We start from the raw sequence: 15,288 nt of genomic DNA, 5'->3' as shown, positions 1-15,288 counted from the left end.
CCGCTGGCCGATGCGCACTCACATCAATGTTAACCCATAACCTGGGAAGTTAATCTCATGTTTCGCGCCTTGACAGTCGTCCGGGCTCACCCCAAGACTTTGGGAACACGCGAAGATCTTCCCATGTCCGCGAGAAGATCGCCGAATCGTCCTCTTTCCCCGCTCTCCGAAAGTGATGTCACATGGCCGTTACCGCATTGACACCCGGGCCCCGCGTCCACGGCCGGCGCGGCGGACGCGTTCTCGCGCCGGCCGTCGCCTCCTGCCTGGCCGCCGCGATCTCCCTGGCAGCCTGCGGCTCCTCCGGCAGCGACGGCACCCCCGCGGCCGCCGGCGCATCCTCCGCCGCCACCGCGAAGACGGTCCACGTGGGCGTGCTCCAACTCGCCAGCGCGACCGTCATCGACCAGACCGTGGCCGCTTTCGAGCAGGAACTGAAAACGAAACTCGCCCCTCGCCCGGTCAGTTTCGACGTGAAGAACGCCCAGGGTGACCAGAGCCTCATCACCAGCATCTCCCGGGGCTTCGCGCAGTCGGACTCCGACGGCGTCGCCGTCATCGGCACCCCCGCCGTGGTCGCCCTGGCGCAGCAGACCCAGGAAAAGCCCATCTTCGCCCTGGCGATGGGCGACCCGGTCGGTGCGAAGGTCGCCGAGAGTCTGGAGCGGCCGGGTAAGAACGTCACCGGCAGCGTCGACTACGTCGACCCGGCCGTGCTGCTTCAGTCGATCATGAAGATCAGCCCGGCGCCGAAGCGCATCGGGACGATCTACGACCCGTCCAACCAGAACATGCAGGTCTGGATCAAGGCGTTGCGCGCCGCGGTGGCGAAGTACGCCGGGGTGAGCGTGGTGGAATCGACCATCTCCGGCGCCCAGGACGTGCCCAGCGCCGCGCGCAGCCTCACCGGGCGCGTCGACGCCGAGCTCATCGGCCCCGACGCCACCGTGCTGTCCGCGCTGCCCGTCGTCGGTTCGGCCGCGGCCGGCGGGCGGCTGCCGGTCTACGTCTGCGGCGGCGACGCCACCGTCGCGGGCATCCTGGCCAGCATCGGCCCGGACTACCCCACCCTCGGCCGCCTCGCCGCCGATTCCGCCGCCAAGGTGCTGACGGGCACGCCCGCCGCCGAGGTCGCCTTCGGCAAGCCGTCCGGGGTCGAGTTCACCGTCCAGAAGGCGACCATGACGAAGCTCGGGATCACCCTGCCGCCGGACCTGCTGACCACGGCGACGGTGCAGTGATGACCCAGGTCCTGCTGGACATGCTGGTCACCGGCCTGCCGCTGGTGCCGGTTTTCCTCGGCATCTACACCGTCTTCCGGCTGCGCGCGGACTTCGACCTCACCGTCGAGGGCAGCTTCGTCCTCGGCGGCGCGGTGTGCGCGCTCACGCTGGTGCACGGCTGGCCGAGCTGGCTCGCCCTGGTGGCGGGGACGGCCGGCGCGGCCGCTGCCGGCGCCGTCACGGCGCTGATCCACCTGCTGCTGCGGGTTCCGGTGCTGCTCGCCGGCCTGGTGATGAGCATCGGGCTGTTCAGCGTCAACCTGCACGTGCTCGACACCCCCACGCTGAGCCTCGGCACGGTGGACACGCTGTTCAGCGGCTTCGGCTCGCTGTCCGGTCGGCAGGCCGACCTCGCCACGTCCGGGGTGATGGCCGGTGTGGTCGCCGTGGTGCTCGTCGCGTTCGGCCTGTTCCTGCGCACCGAGCTGGGACTGGCGCTGCGGGCCACCGGCGTCAACGCGCGGATGGCCCGCAGCCAGGGCGTCAACGACCGCCGGCTGACCGTGCTGGCGCTCGTGCTCGCCAACGGCCTGGCCGGACTCGGGGCGAGCCTCAGCGTGCAGTACCAGGGATACGCCGACGTCAACATGGGCGCGGGCACCTTCGTCGCCGGGGTCGGCGCGGTGCTGCTCGGCGAACTGTTCGTCCGGCCGTCCGGGTCGAAGCTGGTGCGCATCGTCGGCTGCGTGCTGGTCGGCACGCTGGCCTACCGGCTGGTCCTCGTCGCGGCGCTACGGGTGGGCCTGCCGGCGGGCGATCTGCGGGGGGTCACGGCGCTGACCCTGCTCGTGGCGATCGCCGCCGAACGCTACCTCGGCGCGCTCGGCGGCCTCGCCCGCACGCTCGCCCGCAACGCCCGCTCCGCGAGCGCACCGGTCCGGCAGGAGGCCGCCTGATGCTCCGACTGGACGACATCGACCTGATCTACAACGCCGGCCGGGTCGACGAGGTGGTGGCGCTGCGCAACCTCAGCGTCACCTTCGAACGCGGGCAGTTCGTGACCGTCGTCGGCACGAACGGCGCCGGGAAGTCGAGCCTGATCCAGACGATCTCGGGCGCGGCCCGCCCGACCCGCGGTCGGGTCCACCTCGACGGCCGCGACGTCACCCGGCTGCCCGACCACCGCCGCGCCGGCTGGATCGCCCGGGTCTTCGACGATCCCCGGGCGGGCACCGCGCCGGAGCTGTCCATCGAGGACAACCTGGCGCTGGCGATGGCCCGCGGGCGCAGGCGCGGACTGCGGTTCGCCGTGAGCGCCCGGCGCCGAGCCGTCATGCGCGAGCACGTCGCCGGCCTGGGTCTCGGCTTGGAGAACCGGCTCGCCGACCGCGTCGGGCTGCTCTCCGCGGGCCAGCGCCAGAGCCTGACGATGGTGATGGCCGCCCTGGGCGCCCCGTCGGTGCTGCTCCTGGACGAGCACCTGGCGGCGCTGGACCCGGGGACGACCGCGACGGTGCTCGCGTTGACCACCGAGCTGGTGCGCGAGCTGGGCGCCACCACGGTCATGGTCACCCACAACATGGATCACGCGCTCGCCCTGGGCGACCGGCTGCTGGTGATGAGCCGGGGCCGGGTGATCGCGGACTACGACGGGACGGAGAAGTCCGAGATGACGGTAGGCGGACTGATCGACAGGATCACCGGCGCCGGCGACGCGCTGAGCGACCGCAGCGCGCTGGTCGAGAAGGTGTCATCGTGACGACCACTGCGGGAGTCGGCCCTGCGGGAGTCGGCCAGACGGAGGCCGGGCCGGTGCAGGCCGAGAGGGGCGATCCGATCGCCGGGCGGTTCCCGACGCTGACGGAGATCCGCGCGGCGGCGCAGGCGGTGCTGCCCCGCGACGTGTGGGACTTCCTCGCCGGCGGCGCCGGGCAGGAGACGACGCTGCGGGCCAACCGGGACGCGTTCGCCGGCTGGCAGTTCCGCCCCCGGGTGATGAGCGGCCACCCGGTGCCCTCCACCGCCACCACCGTGCTCGGCCTGCCGATGCGCCTGCCGGTGCTGACGGCGCCGTTCGGCACCGACGGGTTCTTCGACACCGACGGCCATCTCGCCGTGGCCCGGGCGAACGCCCGGTGCGGGACGTTGAGCATCGTTCCCGAGGCGGGCACCCACTCGATCGAGAGCGTCGCCCAGGCCGCTCCGGCGGCGGCGCGCGTGGCGCAGGTGCATCCCATGGGCACCGAACGCAACTTCGTGCGCATGCTGGAGCGCATCGAACGCGCCGGCTACGCGGCCGTGTGCGTGACCGTCGACTGCCCGACCGCCGGGTGGCGCGAACGCAACCTGCGCAACCGTTTCACCGTCGACCTTCGGATGATCACCGGTAACTACCCGCCGGGCGGCGACGTCGCGGCCCAGGACGTCTTCGGCCAGCTCTTCGCCCGCGACGAACCCGTCTGGACGTGGGACCGGCTGGCCCGGCTGATGCGCCACACCGACCTGCCATGGATCGCGAAGGGCATCCTCACCGCGCACGACACCCGTGCCGCCATCGACGCCGGCGCCGCCGCCGTGCTCGTGTCGAACCACGGCGGGCGCCAGCTCGACGGCACGCCCGCCGCGCTCGACCAGCTTCCCGAGGTCGTCGCGGCCGCCGACGGCCGCGTCGAGGTCCTGCTCGACAGCGGGGTGCGCTGCGGCACGGACGTCGTGAAGGCCCTCGCCCTCGGTGCGCGCGCCGTGGTCATCGGCCGGCTGGCCGCCGCCGGCCTGGCCGCGGGCGGCGAGGCCGGGGTGGCCCGCGTCCTGGCCCTGCTGCACGAGGAGATGGTCACCGTGCTGACCCTGCTCGGGCACGGGTCGGTGACCGAGCTGACCCCCGCGGCCCTCCAGCGGAGCCGGCCGTGATCACGAGGGTGCCCGGCCAAATCCCGTCGATCTCGGGCGCCGCCTGCCACGGCGACCTCGTCGTCACCTCCGGCGTGATCTGCCCCGACCTGCTACGCCCCGGCCTGACGCCCGCCACCGCACCGGACGTCCGCCAGCAGGTCGACGGCGCCCTCGGCGCACTGGGCGACGTCCTGCGCGCGGCCGGCAGCGACCTGCGGTACGCGCTGCGGGTGGAGGCGTTCCTGGCCCGCCCGGCGGACTTCCCGCTGTGGGACAGCGCCTTCGCCGCGGCCTGGCCCACGCACCCCCCGTCGCGGACCACCCTGGTGACCGGTTTCGCGCTGCCCGTCGTGCTCGTCGAACTCCAGGCGATCGCCGTACGCGCACCCGCGACGGCGCCCTAGCGGCGCGGCGGCGGTGGACCGGCCTGCGGCTGCGGCGGCACGCGGGCGCCGGCGGGGGAAGACTGACCGGATGGAGGTTCTCAGCAGTCGGATTCTCATCAGGCCGGTGGACCCGGGGCGCAGTCGCCGCTTCTATCGCGACACCCTGGGGCTTGCGATCTACCGGGAGTTCGGGCCGCCGGACGATCCCGGCCTGGTGTTCTTCCTCGGGCAGAGCCTGTTGGAGGTCTCCGGCCGCGCCGAGGAGCCGGCCGGCGGTGGCGCGGGGCAGGTGCGCCTGTGGTTGCAGGTGCGCGACCTTGCCGCCGAGCACCGCCGGCTCGCCGCCGCCGGGGTGCCGATCGTCCGCGACCCGCAGCGGGAACCGTGGGGGCTCGACGAGATGTGGATCGAGGACCCGGACGGCATTCCGATCGTGGTCGTGGAGATCCCGCCCGAGCACCCGCTGCGCCGCGACCAGCGTGGGGCGCACACCGGGCCCTGACCGCGCCCCCGACGAGCGGAGAAGATCGGGACTCAGACCGCCCCGCGGCGGCGCTCCTCGGGCGTCGTGGCACTCTCCGGTGGCTCGGAACCGGGCCCTTCGCCTGGAGCCCAGACCGTCCGGTCCACCAGGCCGTGAGGACAGCGTCCGGAACCGTCCTTGGTCGACGCCCGGACACCCCGGACGCCAGCGAGTGCCGCGCCGCGGGCCCGGCGGCACTTCCGACAGGCCGTGACAGAGATCATCGGCACGATCCTTTCGGCGCCGGTGTCCTCGCTCACTTCTTCACCCGCCCACTGCCACTGCACGCCGCGCACTTCGTGACGGCATTTCCAGCAAACCGGCCGTCCTCGTCGACCTCCTGCCGGCCCGTCTCGACCTCGCCCTTGCCGTTGCAGGCGGAACACGTGCCGAACTCGACCGGCTGGTCCCCGGTGTTGCCGCCGGCCTTCCGCTTGTCCGCGTCGCTGTCGTCGCGGACCACGGGTGGCGTGCCGCCGCGCTTCGTACCCCCACGGCCCGACGACGCGCCAGCGTCGGTGTGTCGGGTAGGACCGCCCGCATTGCTGCGGGCGGTCCCCCCTCACAGGGTGTTCGATCCTGTGGGTTCTGTCTTGTTCGGGTTTATGTTCCTCGCCAGGTTGAGGTGGATTCGCCGGTGGCGCGGCGGGCCATGAGGTCGATCATCGCAAGGTTGATCATGGCTTCGGAGCGGGTGGGGTGGGCTTCGTAGTCGCGGGCGAGGCGGCGGTAGCCCATCAGCCAGCCGAAGGTACGTTCCACAATCCAACGGTGTGGAAGAGGAATGAACCCTGTGGTTGTGGGGTCGCGGTGGACGGTGTCGACGTCGATGCCCAGCCCGGCGGCGTGCTCGATGACCATGGTGCGGTAGGCGCTGTCAGCCCAGGCTTTACGGATTCTGGAATGGGTGGCGGCAACGGTGGTCAGTACCTGGAGGCCGGCACGGCTGTCGGAGGTGCCGGCGGTGGTGACCAGGACGGTGAGCAGCAGCCCGAGGGTATCGACGATGATGGTGCGTTTCCGTCCGATGATCTTCTTTCCGGGGTCGATGCCCTGGGTGGCAGCCGGAACGGTGGGGGCGGTCTTGACGCTCTGGGAGTCGATCACGCAGGCGGTGGGTTCAGGGTCGTGGCCTGCGTCGGTGCGGACGTGGCACCGGGTCAGGGCGACGAGCTGGTCGAGGATGCCGTCGTTGTGCCAGTGGGCGAAGTAGCCGTAGACGGTTTCCCAGGGCGGGTAGTCGTGGGGAAGGTAGCGCCAGGGGATACCGGTCCGGTCGACATACAGGATCGCGTTCAGGATGCTGCGTAGGTCATGCGCCGGGGGGCGTCCGATGGTCAGGCCTTTGCGGTGTCGTTCGGCGCGCCAGGCGGTCAGCACGGGCTCGACCAGTCTCCATCGGGCGTCGGACAGGTCGCTGGGGTAGCGTCGCTGCTCGGTCATGGTTGTGGCCTACCGCGGACCGGCGGTGGCTACCCGGATTTCTTTCCGTCACTGGCAAGGTCGTAGACCGTCAGATGGCGGGATGAGACAGGATCTTTCGGCGCTAACGCGGCGCTGTCATGGGCGTCATATCGGCCAAAGCAGCTTGGATCGCGCATGGATCTCGGCGTAAAACTGCTATGCGTGACCATCGGTGGGAAACGAACCAGTCGACAATCCCCGGAGAGGGATCAAACGCCCTTTCAGAAGGTGTTTGAGATCTCCGGCTGGTAGCTGGCTGTGATGTTCGGGGTGTGCAATGGGTGTGCACTCACCGGGAAGGGGCCTGACCGGGTCGTTGGGCGGGTGACGGTCAGGGGATGCCGCGACGTCACCGTCACCGCTATCCGTCTGATCTGAGCGATACCCAGTGGGCGTTGGTCGAGCCGCTGCTGCCGCCGGCGGCGTCGATCGGCCGCCGCGAGAAGCACGACCGTCGCGATCTCGTCGACGCCATCCTGTACGTCGTGCGCAACGGCTGTGCGTGGCGGGCGCTGCCGTCGGACTATCCGCCGTGGCAGACGGTCTACTACTACTTCGCCCGCTGGCACGATCTGGGTGTGACCGAACGTGTCCACGACGCCCTGCGGGATCAGGCTCGCCGGCAGGACGGACGTGACCCGGAACCGACGGCGGGGATCATCGACTCCCAGTCGGTGAAGGGCGCCGACACCGTTCCCGCGGTCTCCCGCGGCTACGACGCGGGCAAGAAAATCAACGGCCGTAAGCGGTTTGTCGTCGTGGACACTTTGGGTCTGCTGCTGGCCGTGCTGGTCGTGCCCGCGAGCACGCACGACACCGTCGGCGGCCGGCGGCTTCTCCTCGACACCTATTTCGCCGGCCGGCGGTTACGGCTGGTGTTCGCCGACGGCGGGTTCGCCGGCACGTTCGTCGACTGGGCCGCCCGCATCCTGACTCTGACCGTGCAGGTCGTACGCAAGCCGGCCGGACAGAAGGGCTTCGCCGTCCTGCCACGGCGCTGGGTCGTGGAACGCACTCTCTCCTGGATCACCGCGCATCGCCGGCACGCCCGCGACTACGAACGCCGCCCCGACCACGCCGAATCCCTCATCCGCTGGGCCATGATCAGCACCATGGTCCGTCGCATCGACCGGCGCACCCCCGCCCACCGGCCCGGTCCCCGACCGCTACAGAGAATCATCTAACCGACGATCTCAAACACCTTCTCAGAACCGGCCATGCGAGATTTCCCCGCAACTCGGCTCAAGCAAGCCCGATGGCTCGCGGTCGCGCAGAGGTGCTGGGCCTCCACCGCTGGGCCGGAGCCTGCGGCGACAGGAGGCGTGTAGTAGGCAGGGTGTGGAAAGAAATTCCGACATTCCGCGCCCATTTCTGATGACGATAGTGCGTTCGCGGGTCACCGTGCGGGTTTCCGTGAGCCATTGTTCCCACTTGAGCGGGCTTTGTGGCTCCTGGCCGGCGCCCATCAGCCTGCCACCACATAGTCCACAGCGGCCGCTCTGTGCCTGAAACAGGCGCAGAGCGGCCGGACTCAGTGGCGGTGTACTGCGGCGTCGCCGTGCGGCCCAGAATTCGGCCAACGCCGGGTCGTCGACCGACGCGGCGACTGGCACTATTCTGTGTCGGACGATGCGCGTCCAGGCGAACTTGAGCAGACGGTAGCCCTTTTCTTGATCCCCGAAAACCCATATGTCGCGCCTGGACTTGTGGAGCTGACCCCAGTAGCGGTTTACCACCCAGTGTCGCGACTTGTTCGGGTGGGACCGTCTGGCCCACTTGTAGGTCACTGTCCACATGTGGTAGTCCAACGAACTAAAGGCCCGTTTGGACACACCGATCCGGTAATAGGCCGCCCAGCCCCTGATGATGGGATTGAGCCTGTGCACCACCGCCGCGGCGTTCGCGCCACGCAGGGCCGCCACCTCGGAGGTGAGCCGTTCCCGGATTCTTCGCATCGCTGCCTTACTCGGCTTGGTCAGCAGCTTGCCGCGAAACCGACGGATATTGAAACCGAGGAAGTCACAGCCCTCGTCGAGGTGGACAATCCGCGTCTTTTCCTCGTTGAACCGTAACCCTCGGGGCGCCAGCCACGCGGCCAGCCGCGCCTTGACCTGTTCGGCCTGGTCCCGCGAGTGACACAGGGCGACCAGGTCGTCGGCATACCTGACCAGGGCCGGGGAACCCGGCTTCACATCCCCGGCATTCACACCGTTGACGTGATACCGGACTCCAGCAGCTTCTTCCATACCATGCAAAGCGATGTTCAGCAGCAAGGGGCTGATCACACCGCCCTGGGGAGTTCCCTCCTCGGTGCGGATGAACTGACCCGCGTCAACCACTCCTGCCTTCAGCCAAGCCGCTATCATCCCCCGACCTGGGAATGTACCGAGCATCGCCAGCAGATGATCGTGGTCTATCCGGTCGAAAGCCGCTTCCAGGTCGGCGTCGAGCACCCACAGGCGTTTGGCGTTTTGGCCATTCGCCGTCCTGTGGATGGACACGATCGCGTCATGGCAGCCGCGGCCGGGCCGGAATCCGTAGGACCTCGGCTCGAACCGCGCCTCCCACTCGGGCTCCAGCGCGTTGAGGGCCAGCGCCTGTAGGCACCGGTCCGCTATCACCGGAATACCGAGTGGTCGCCGCCTTCCATCAGACTTCGGAATATACACCCGTCGGACCGGCCTGGGATTCCATGGTCTTGCCTCGCGTAACACCCATTCGGCCAGTTCTTCTCTGGCTCGCGAGCTCAGCGCGACCTTCCCATCGACCCCCGCCGTCCGACGGCCAGCATTCGTCTCCGTCACCCGGCGCACGCTGGCCAGCGCGTTCGCCCGAGAACGGAGCATCAACCTCTGCAGATTGCGGACCTTCTTGAGATCTCCCGCCCGCGTTGCCGTGAAGATACGCTGCCTCAGCCGCCGTACGTCGTCCTCGACCTGCCGCCAATCGATCGTCGGCCAGTCGACGCCCACGCCTTCCGCTCGGTTCACCGTCGCGGCACCAGCCAACACGGCCTGCTGCGTCGTCACGGCGTCCAACCTGCCCTTCGGTTCCGGCATAAAGTACAGCGATTCGTCACAGGCTCACCCGATCCGCGTCAGCACCCTTTCAGGTCAGGACACAAGTCCCTATCCGGCCAGTTATACGACCCCACCGGCGGAGGTGCCGGTATACAGAGCCGGTTTCCTGCTGCCTTTCGGCCGCCGGCGTTTGCTTCTCGGATCGTCCTGCCCCCGCCGGGGAGCTGGGCCTTCCTTGCGGTCGGCTTACCGGGCGCACCATCCACCCGGACCCCGTCGGGATTGTCACGTTCCACATGAGTGAGTTACGACCGGGGTGGGCGCCCTCTATATCCCGGGGGCGGTGGTGCACTCCCGACTGACCGAGGTTCTCCAGTCGGCACCCGCCGCTTTCCAACGGCCAGCCCCTACACCCCGCTGCTACTCTCCATCGGCGGGGTTGAACATGACGAGACATCAACGAGGATTCATTCGCATTCACCCGTCCGGCCTTCCCCAGCCTGTAACTCCCGGATGGGACGGGAATCCTTGGGCCTCTTCCTCGGGCTTCGCACCCCACGATTACTCCTGACGCACGCCGAGGCGGGGACATGCCCTGTGCACTGGCACGGGTCCTACACCCTCAACATCTAGTTGATCCTCCTTGGTGAGTTCCGCTCACTTCATGCGACCTCGTGTCGCACGCCCCTCTTGTTCCACACCATCGGCTGCTCTCCGTCCACACCCGGTGTCGTACCGTATCGACGGTAGCCCCGAACGGCGCGAAGCCGGAACGAGACAGTCGGAACTGTCACCGAACCCCAGCAGGCAGATCGCGGCGAGCCGGCGCCGGAGCGTCTGCTCATCCCGAGATCGGGACAGGCCGGCGTCGCCCAGATCCCCGGAGAGGGTGCGGGTCCCGTCCCGGCGGCGGCGAGCGGGGCGCCGTGGCTAGCGGCCGGCTGGGGCGCCGGTGAGGGCCCGCCAGTCCTCGAAGCGGGTCCTGGCGAGCAGGGCGTCCGGCCCGGGGACCAGGGTGTGCTCGTCCAGGCGGGCGCCGAAGTAGCGGGCCTGCGGGTCGGTCACCACCGGGCGGGGGTCGCCGCGGCCGGCGAGGTACTGGCGGACGAGCTCGTCGAGGCGGAACCGCTGCGGGCCGGCGACCTCGACGGTGCCGCCCACCGGCGCGCTGGCCGCAGTGACGCCGACGGCCGCCGCGACGTCGTCGGCGGCGATCGGCTGGAACGGCGCCGACGCCAGGCGGACCGTGCCGCCGGCGGTGGCGGCGTCGGCGATGTCGCCGACGAACTCGAAGAACTGCGTCGCCTGGACGATCGAGTACGGCAGGCTCCCCTCCCCGATCAGCTCCTCCTGGGCGATCTTGGCCCGGAAGTAGCCGCTCTCGGCCAGCCGCCGGGTACCCACCACCGACAGCGCGACCAGGTGCCCGACGCCGGCGTCGGTCGCGGCGGCGAGGATGTTCGCCGTCGACGTCCGGAAGAACTCCAGCACGGCCTGGTCGGCGAACGACGGCGAGTTGGACACGTCGACGACGGCGTCGGCGCCGGTGAGCGCCTCGGCGAGCCCCTCGCCGGTCAGGGTGTCGACGCCGGTGCTCGGCGAGGCGGCGACCGCGGTGTGCCCGTGCCCGGTCAGCCGGCGCACGACCTTCGCGCCGATGAGGCCTGTCCCGCCGATGACGACGATCTTCACGGTGGATCTCCCCTCGTCGGGTCGGGGCGGGAGCGACGGCCCGCCACGCAGATACAGAGGACGGGGCAGCCCACCGATCCGTGACACGCGGCGACGGCCCCGACGTCACCCACCAGTGTGCACACGCGGCGTACGCGGGTCGCGACGTGACGCACGGACGGCCGGGGGCGGCGAGGCGCCTCGATCATGTTTCGCGCCGGGGCGGCATGCTGGGTGGGTCGGGGGCGGCGGGTGGGTCGGGGGCGGCGGGCAGGGTGATCGTGACGAGTCCGCCGCCGCCCGGGTCGTTGGCCGCCTCGACGGTGCCGCCGTGGGCGGCGGCGATCGCCGCGACGATCGACAGGCCGAGCCCGGCGCCGCCGTCGTCGCGGCCGCGGGCGGCGTCCGCCCGGCGGAACCGCTCGAACGCGTGGGGCAGAAAGGCGGGGGGGAACCCCGCGCCGTGATCGCGGACCTGGACCACGACCACGCCGGGCGAGCCGTCGGCCCGGCCCGGTGCACGGTGCCCACGCAGTTCGACGGCGCTGCCGGGCGGGGCGTGGCGCACCCCGTTGGCGAGCAGGTTGTCGACGGCCTGGCGCAGCAGGTCCGGGTCGCCGAACGCGGTCAGCGGCCGGTCGCCGGCGGGCACCGTGACGTCGAGGCGCAGCCCGCGCGAGGCGGCGTAGCCGGCGGCGGCGCGCGCGGCGCGGTCGAGCAGCTCGTCGAGGGCGAGCGGCCCGCGCCGGACGTGGCCGCCGTCCATCCGGGCCAGGGTGAGCAGCGATTCGGCGAGGCGGATCAGCCGGTCGGTCTCCTCGGCGGCGGTGTGGATCGCCTCCCGTAGCTGCTCGGCCGAGCGTCCCGGGCGGTCGGCCAGCTCCAGCTCGGCGCGCAGCACGGTCAGCGGGGTGCGCAGCTCGTGGCCCGCGTCGGCGACGAAGGCACGGTCCCGGGCGCGGGCGGCGTGCAACCGGGCCAGCAGGTCGTTCATGGTGCGGGCCAGGGCGGCGATCTCGTCGCGGGTGGCCGGCACGGCCAACTGGAACCCGTCGCCGGCCGTCCCGAGGTCGGAGGCCGCCATCTCGGCGGCCTGGCGGCGCATCCGGTCCACCGGGCGCAGCGCGGCGCCGGACAGCAGCCAGGCGGCAAGCCCGGACAGCGCGATCAGCGGCGCGGTCGCCGTGACCATCACGTTGCGGACCCGGTCCTCGGCGCGGTCGGTGAGGTGGGTCGGGGTGCCGACGACGGCGACGAGTGGGCTCCCGCCGGCCGCGGCGCGCACCGGGACGGCGTACAGGCGCGCCTGGCCGCCGGGCAGGGCCCGGTCGTCGGCGTCGCTGGCGATCCAGACCGGGTGGGACCGGGCCCGGGCATGCTCGTCGGCGGTGAGCAGGGGGGCCGTCCCGGCGTCCGCCGAGGAGGCCAGCGGCCGCCCCTCGGGGGTGAGGACCTGGGCGATGGAGCCGGCCCCGGTGAGCAGGGCGGCCGGGTCCCCGCGGCCGGGCACCGGCTCGCCGGCGGCGAACCGGTCGGCGAGGCGCGCGGTGAGCACGTCGGCCCGGGTCCGCAGGTCCGTGTCGACGGCGTCGCGCAGGTTCGCCCGCAGCAGCAGGTAGAACAGCGTGCCGGCGAGCAGGAGCACCAGGGCGGTGCCGAGCGCGAACAGCAGGGTCAGCCGGACCCGTAGCGGCACGTCGGGCTACGTCCCGCCGCCGGCGGCCGGCAGCGTCGACCCGGTCGGGTGCGGCCCGGTCGGGTGCGGTTCGAGCGGGTGCGGTTCGAGCGGGACGCACAGCCGGTAGCCGACCCCGCGAACCGTCTCGATGAGCGAGGGGGCCGGCGGCAGGTCGATCTTGCGGCGCAGGTAGCGGACGTACTGGTCGACGATGTTGGAGGTGGCGTCGAAGGCGTCGTCCCAGACGTGCTCGGTGATGTAGGTGCGGGTGAGCACCTGGTCGGGATGGCGTAGCAGCAGGTGCAGCAGGGCGAACTCCTTGGCGGACAGGTCGACCGGCGCCCCGCCGCGCCAGACCCGGTGCCCGGCCGGGTCGAGTTCGACCGCGCCGGCGCGCAGCACCACGGGCCGGTGCACCGCGCCGCGGCGAACCAGCGCGCGCAGCCGTGCGGTGAGCTCGCCGAAGCTGAACGGCTTGGGCAGGTAGTCGTCGGCACCGGCGTCCAGGCCGCGGATGCGGTCGTCGACGTCGACGCGCGCGGTGAGCATGAGCACGGGCGCCCAGCGGTGGCCTGCGCGCAGCCGGCGGCACACCTCGAAGCCGTCGATGCCGGGCAGCATGAGGTCCAGGACGATCGCGTCGTAGGCGATCTCGGTGGCGCGCCAGACGGCGTCGATCCCGTCGCCGACGACGTCGACGGCGTATCCCTCCTCGACGAGGCCCCGGCGCAGCACCGCGGCGGTGCGCACCTCGTCCTCCACGACCAGGACCCGCATGGACCGATGGTAGGACCCGCCGGATGTGACGGCGATGTGGACTCCGCCGGGTCGCCGGTGACAGACCGGCCCGGCCCGGCCCGGCGGGGCGGGATGGGGCGGGTGGACGAGTGAGCCGAGTCAGCCGGGCCGGCCGGGCAGCCGGGCGGCGAGCAGGCCGATGCCGAAGGCGGCCGCGGCGAACAGGGCGAACAGGAGCGTCACCCAGTCGGTGCCGGCGCGCGACTGCAGCAGGCTCAGCAGGGCGACGCCCAGCGACGCGGCGAACTGCACCGCCATGAAGATCGAGGTCGTGCCCTGCGGCTGCTCGGCCGGCGGCAGCGTGCGGTACAGGCTGGCCACCGTCGGGGAGGCGGTGAGGCCGAAGCTCAGCCCGACGGCGACGAACAGCGCGCACGCGGCGGCGAGCGGGAGGTGCTCGGCGCTCACCGCGAAGGTCGCCAGCAGCACGGCGCTGGCGACGGCGCCGGAACGCACGAGGGAACGCGCGCCGAGGCGGTCGCTGAGCCGCCCGCCGGTCGTCATCGACACGAGCAGCCCGAGCCCGAGGGCGCAGACCAGCAGCCCCTGGTCGAAGCCGTGCAGGCCGTGCTGGTCGAGGCCGATCATCGGCAGTGCCGTGGTCTGCCCGTACATGATCAGTCCGACCAGGCCCATCACGGCGATGCTCGCGGCGAATCCGGGCCGGCGCAGCAGCCGCAGGTCGAGGGCGGGGGTGGCGGTCGTGGTGAACGCGTGGCGGACGTAGGCGGCGAGCAGGACGATCCCACCGGCCGCGGCGGCGAGGACCGGCCAGTCGCCGGGGTGCTCGCCGGCCCGGTTGACCGCGAACAGCACGCCGAGGTAGCCCGCGGTGAGCAGGGCCAGGCCGCGCAGGTCGGCGCCGGGGCGGGTCGAGGCGGGGTCGGGCCGGCGGGCGGGAACGTAGGCCAGGGTGGCAGCGCCGACCAGCAGCCCGAGCGGGATGTTGACCGCGAACAGCCACTGCCAGTGGCCGGTCTCCAGCAGAAGGCCACCGAGGATCGGGCCGGCCGCGGGCGCGACGTTGACGACCGTGGCCATCACGCCGAGCACCCTGCCCATCGACTCCCGGGTCGCCAGCGCCGCGGACAGGGTCATCGCGCTCGGTTCGAGCAGGCCGCCGCCGAACCCCTGGAGCACCCGGAAGCCGATGAGCATCCCCGGCGAGCGGGCCACCGTGCACAGCAGCGAGCCGAGCAGGAACAGGCCGAGACCGGTGAGGAACACCGCGCGCCCGCCGAAGCGGGCGCTCGCCCAGCCCAGCAGCGGCAGCGCCGTCGCCGCGGCGAGCAGATAGGCGATCGTCACCCAGACGACGGTGGTCAGCGGGGCGGAGAAGGCGTCGGCCAGCGGGTCGAGGGCCACGGCGACGACGGTGCCGTCGAGCACGGCGAGCAGCGCCGCGCCCGCGAGCGCGACCAGGGCTGGCCCGGTGCGCGCCGGCGACCCGGACGCCGGAACCAGACCGGACGCGGACGCCGGCGCCGGGCCGGCCGCGGGGACGGCTGCGGGGACGGGCGCCGTGGCGGCGGGCTCCCCGGAGGCTTCCTTTACGCTCATGAGACCAGATTAAACTGAACGGTTTAGTAAGACAAAGGCAGCCTACAGTAAGGGCGGTAGCGGCGGCGCAGAG

The 15,288-nt window shown here is 71.5% G+C and carries 14 protein-coding genes; 7 read left to right on the top strand and 7 right to left on the bottom strand.

Annotated features, from left to right (window positions below; genetic code table 11):
• The first annotated feature begins 182 nt into the window (after nt 1-182).
• The 6 genes from AC5R91_RS01990 (at nt 183) to AC5R91_RS01965 (ending at nt 5,003) form a co-directional block, all read left to right on the top strand.
• The gene (locus tag AC5R91_RS01990) at nt 183-1,241 is read left to right on the top strand and encodes an ABC transporter substrate-binding protein (RefSeq protein ID WP_495395362.1); all 1,059 of its coding nucleotides are present in this window, start codon (nt 183-185) and stop codon (nt 1,239-1,241) included.
• Nucleotides 1,241-2,179 (top strand): ABC transporter permease, encoded by a 939-nt coding sequence (locus AC5R91_RS01985; RefSeq protein ID WP_495395361.1) that lies wholly within the window; start codon nt 1,241-1,243, stop codon nt 2,177-2,179. The genes AC5R91_RS01990 and AC5R91_RS01985 overlap by 1 nt, the downstream gene beginning before the upstream one ends.
• Entirely contained in the window at nt 2,179-2,982 is an 804-nt protein-coding gene (locus tag AC5R91_RS01980) for an ABC transporter ATP-binding protein (protein WP_495395360.1), read from the top strand. Before AC5R91_RS01985 ends, AC5R91_RS01980 begins: the two co-directional genes overlap by 1 nt.
• Nucleotides 2,979-4,133: an alpha-hydroxy acid oxidase gene (locus AC5R91_RS01975; RefSeq protein WP_495395359.1), complete on the top strand. Its 1,155-nt coding sequence runs from the start codon at nt 2,979-2,981 to the stop codon at nt 4,131-4,133. The genes AC5R91_RS01980 and AC5R91_RS01975 overlap by 4 nt, the downstream gene beginning before the upstream one ends.
• Nucleotides 4,130-4,519, top strand: coding sequence for a RidA family protein (locus tag AC5R91_RS01970; RefSeq protein WP_495395358.1), 390 nt, complete (start codon nt 4,130-4,132; stop codon nt 4,517-4,519). The genes AC5R91_RS01975 and AC5R91_RS01970 overlap by 4 nt, the downstream gene beginning before the upstream one ends.
• 70 nt (nt 4,520-4,589) lie before the next feature.
• Complete coding sequence (locus AC5R91_RS01965; protein ID WP_495395357.1) at nt 4,590-5,003, top strand: VOC family protein; 414 nt, start codon at nt 4,590-4,592, stop codon at nt 5,001-5,003.
• Between the two features lie 277 nt (nt 5,004-5,280).
• Here AC5R91_RS01965 and AC5R91_RS01960 read toward each other — a convergent pair whose 3' ends face one another.
• Nucleotides 5,281-5,487, bottom strand: a complete 207-nt coding sequence (locus AC5R91_RS01960; protein WP_495395356.1) for a hypothetical protein — start codon at nt 5,485-5,487, stop codon at nt 5,281-5,283.
• Between the two features lie 140 nt (nt 5,488-5,627).
• The gene (locus tag AC5R91_RS01955) at nt 5,628-6,467 is read right to left on the bottom strand and encodes an IS5 family transposase (protein ID WP_495392532.1); all 840 of its coding nucleotides are present in this window, start codon (nt 6,465-6,467) and stop codon (nt 5,628-5,630) included.
• Between the two features lie 359 nt (nt 6,468-6,826).
• On the opposite strand from AC5R91_RS01955, the gene AC5R91_RS01950 reads away from it, so the two are divergent.
• Nucleotides 6,827-7,672, top strand: a complete 846-nt coding sequence (locus AC5R91_RS01950; RefSeq protein WP_495392703.1) for an IS5 family transposase — start codon at nt 6,827-6,829, stop codon at nt 7,670-7,672.
• A gap of 21 nt (nt 7,673-7,693) precedes the next feature.
• Here the strand turns inward: AC5R91_RS01950 and ltrA are convergent, their stop codons facing one another.
• From ltrA to AC5R91_RS01925, 5 genes are all read right to left on the bottom strand, one after another.
• Nucleotides 7,694-9,517 carry a group II intron reverse transcriptase/maturase gene (ltrA, locus tag AC5R91_RS01945; RefSeq protein WP_495395355.1) on the bottom strand — a complete coding sequence of 608 codons (1,824 nt, stop codon included), beginning with the start codon at nt 9,515-9,517 and terminating at the stop codon, nt 7,694-7,696.
• 921 nt (nt 9,518-10,438) lie between these two features.
• Nucleotides 10,439-11,200 (bottom strand): SDR family oxidoreductase, encoded by a 762-nt coding sequence (locus AC5R91_RS01940; RefSeq protein WP_495395354.1) that lies wholly within the window; start codon nt 11,198-11,200, stop codon nt 10,439-10,441.
• A gap of 184 nt (nt 11,201-11,384) precedes the next feature.
• A complete protein-coding gene (locus AC5R91_RS01935; protein WP_495395353.1) occupies nt 11,385-12,875 on the bottom strand; it encodes a sensor histidine kinase in 1,491 nt (496 codons plus the stop codon).
• A 6-nt stretch (nt 12,876-12,881) separates the two neighbouring features.
• The gene (locus AC5R91_RS01930) at nt 12,882-13,634 is read right to left on the bottom strand and encodes a response regulator transcription factor (RefSeq protein ID WP_495395352.1); all 753 of its coding nucleotides are present in this window, start codon (nt 13,632-13,634) and stop codon (nt 12,882-12,884) included.
• 120 nt (nt 13,635-13,754) lie between these two features.
• On the bottom strand, nt 13,755-15,215 hold the full coding sequence (locus AC5R91_RS01925) for an MFS transporter (RefSeq protein WP_495395351.1): 1,461 nt from the start codon (nt 15,213-15,215) through the stop codon (nt 13,755-13,757).
• Between the last annotated feature and the right edge of the window lie 73 nt (nt 15,216-15,288).

The organism is Frankia sp. BMG5.60 (assembly GCF_059428125.1).
The sequence above is the reverse complement of the archived record's forward strand: the minus strand, read 5'-3'. Positions and strand labels throughout refer to the sequence as shown.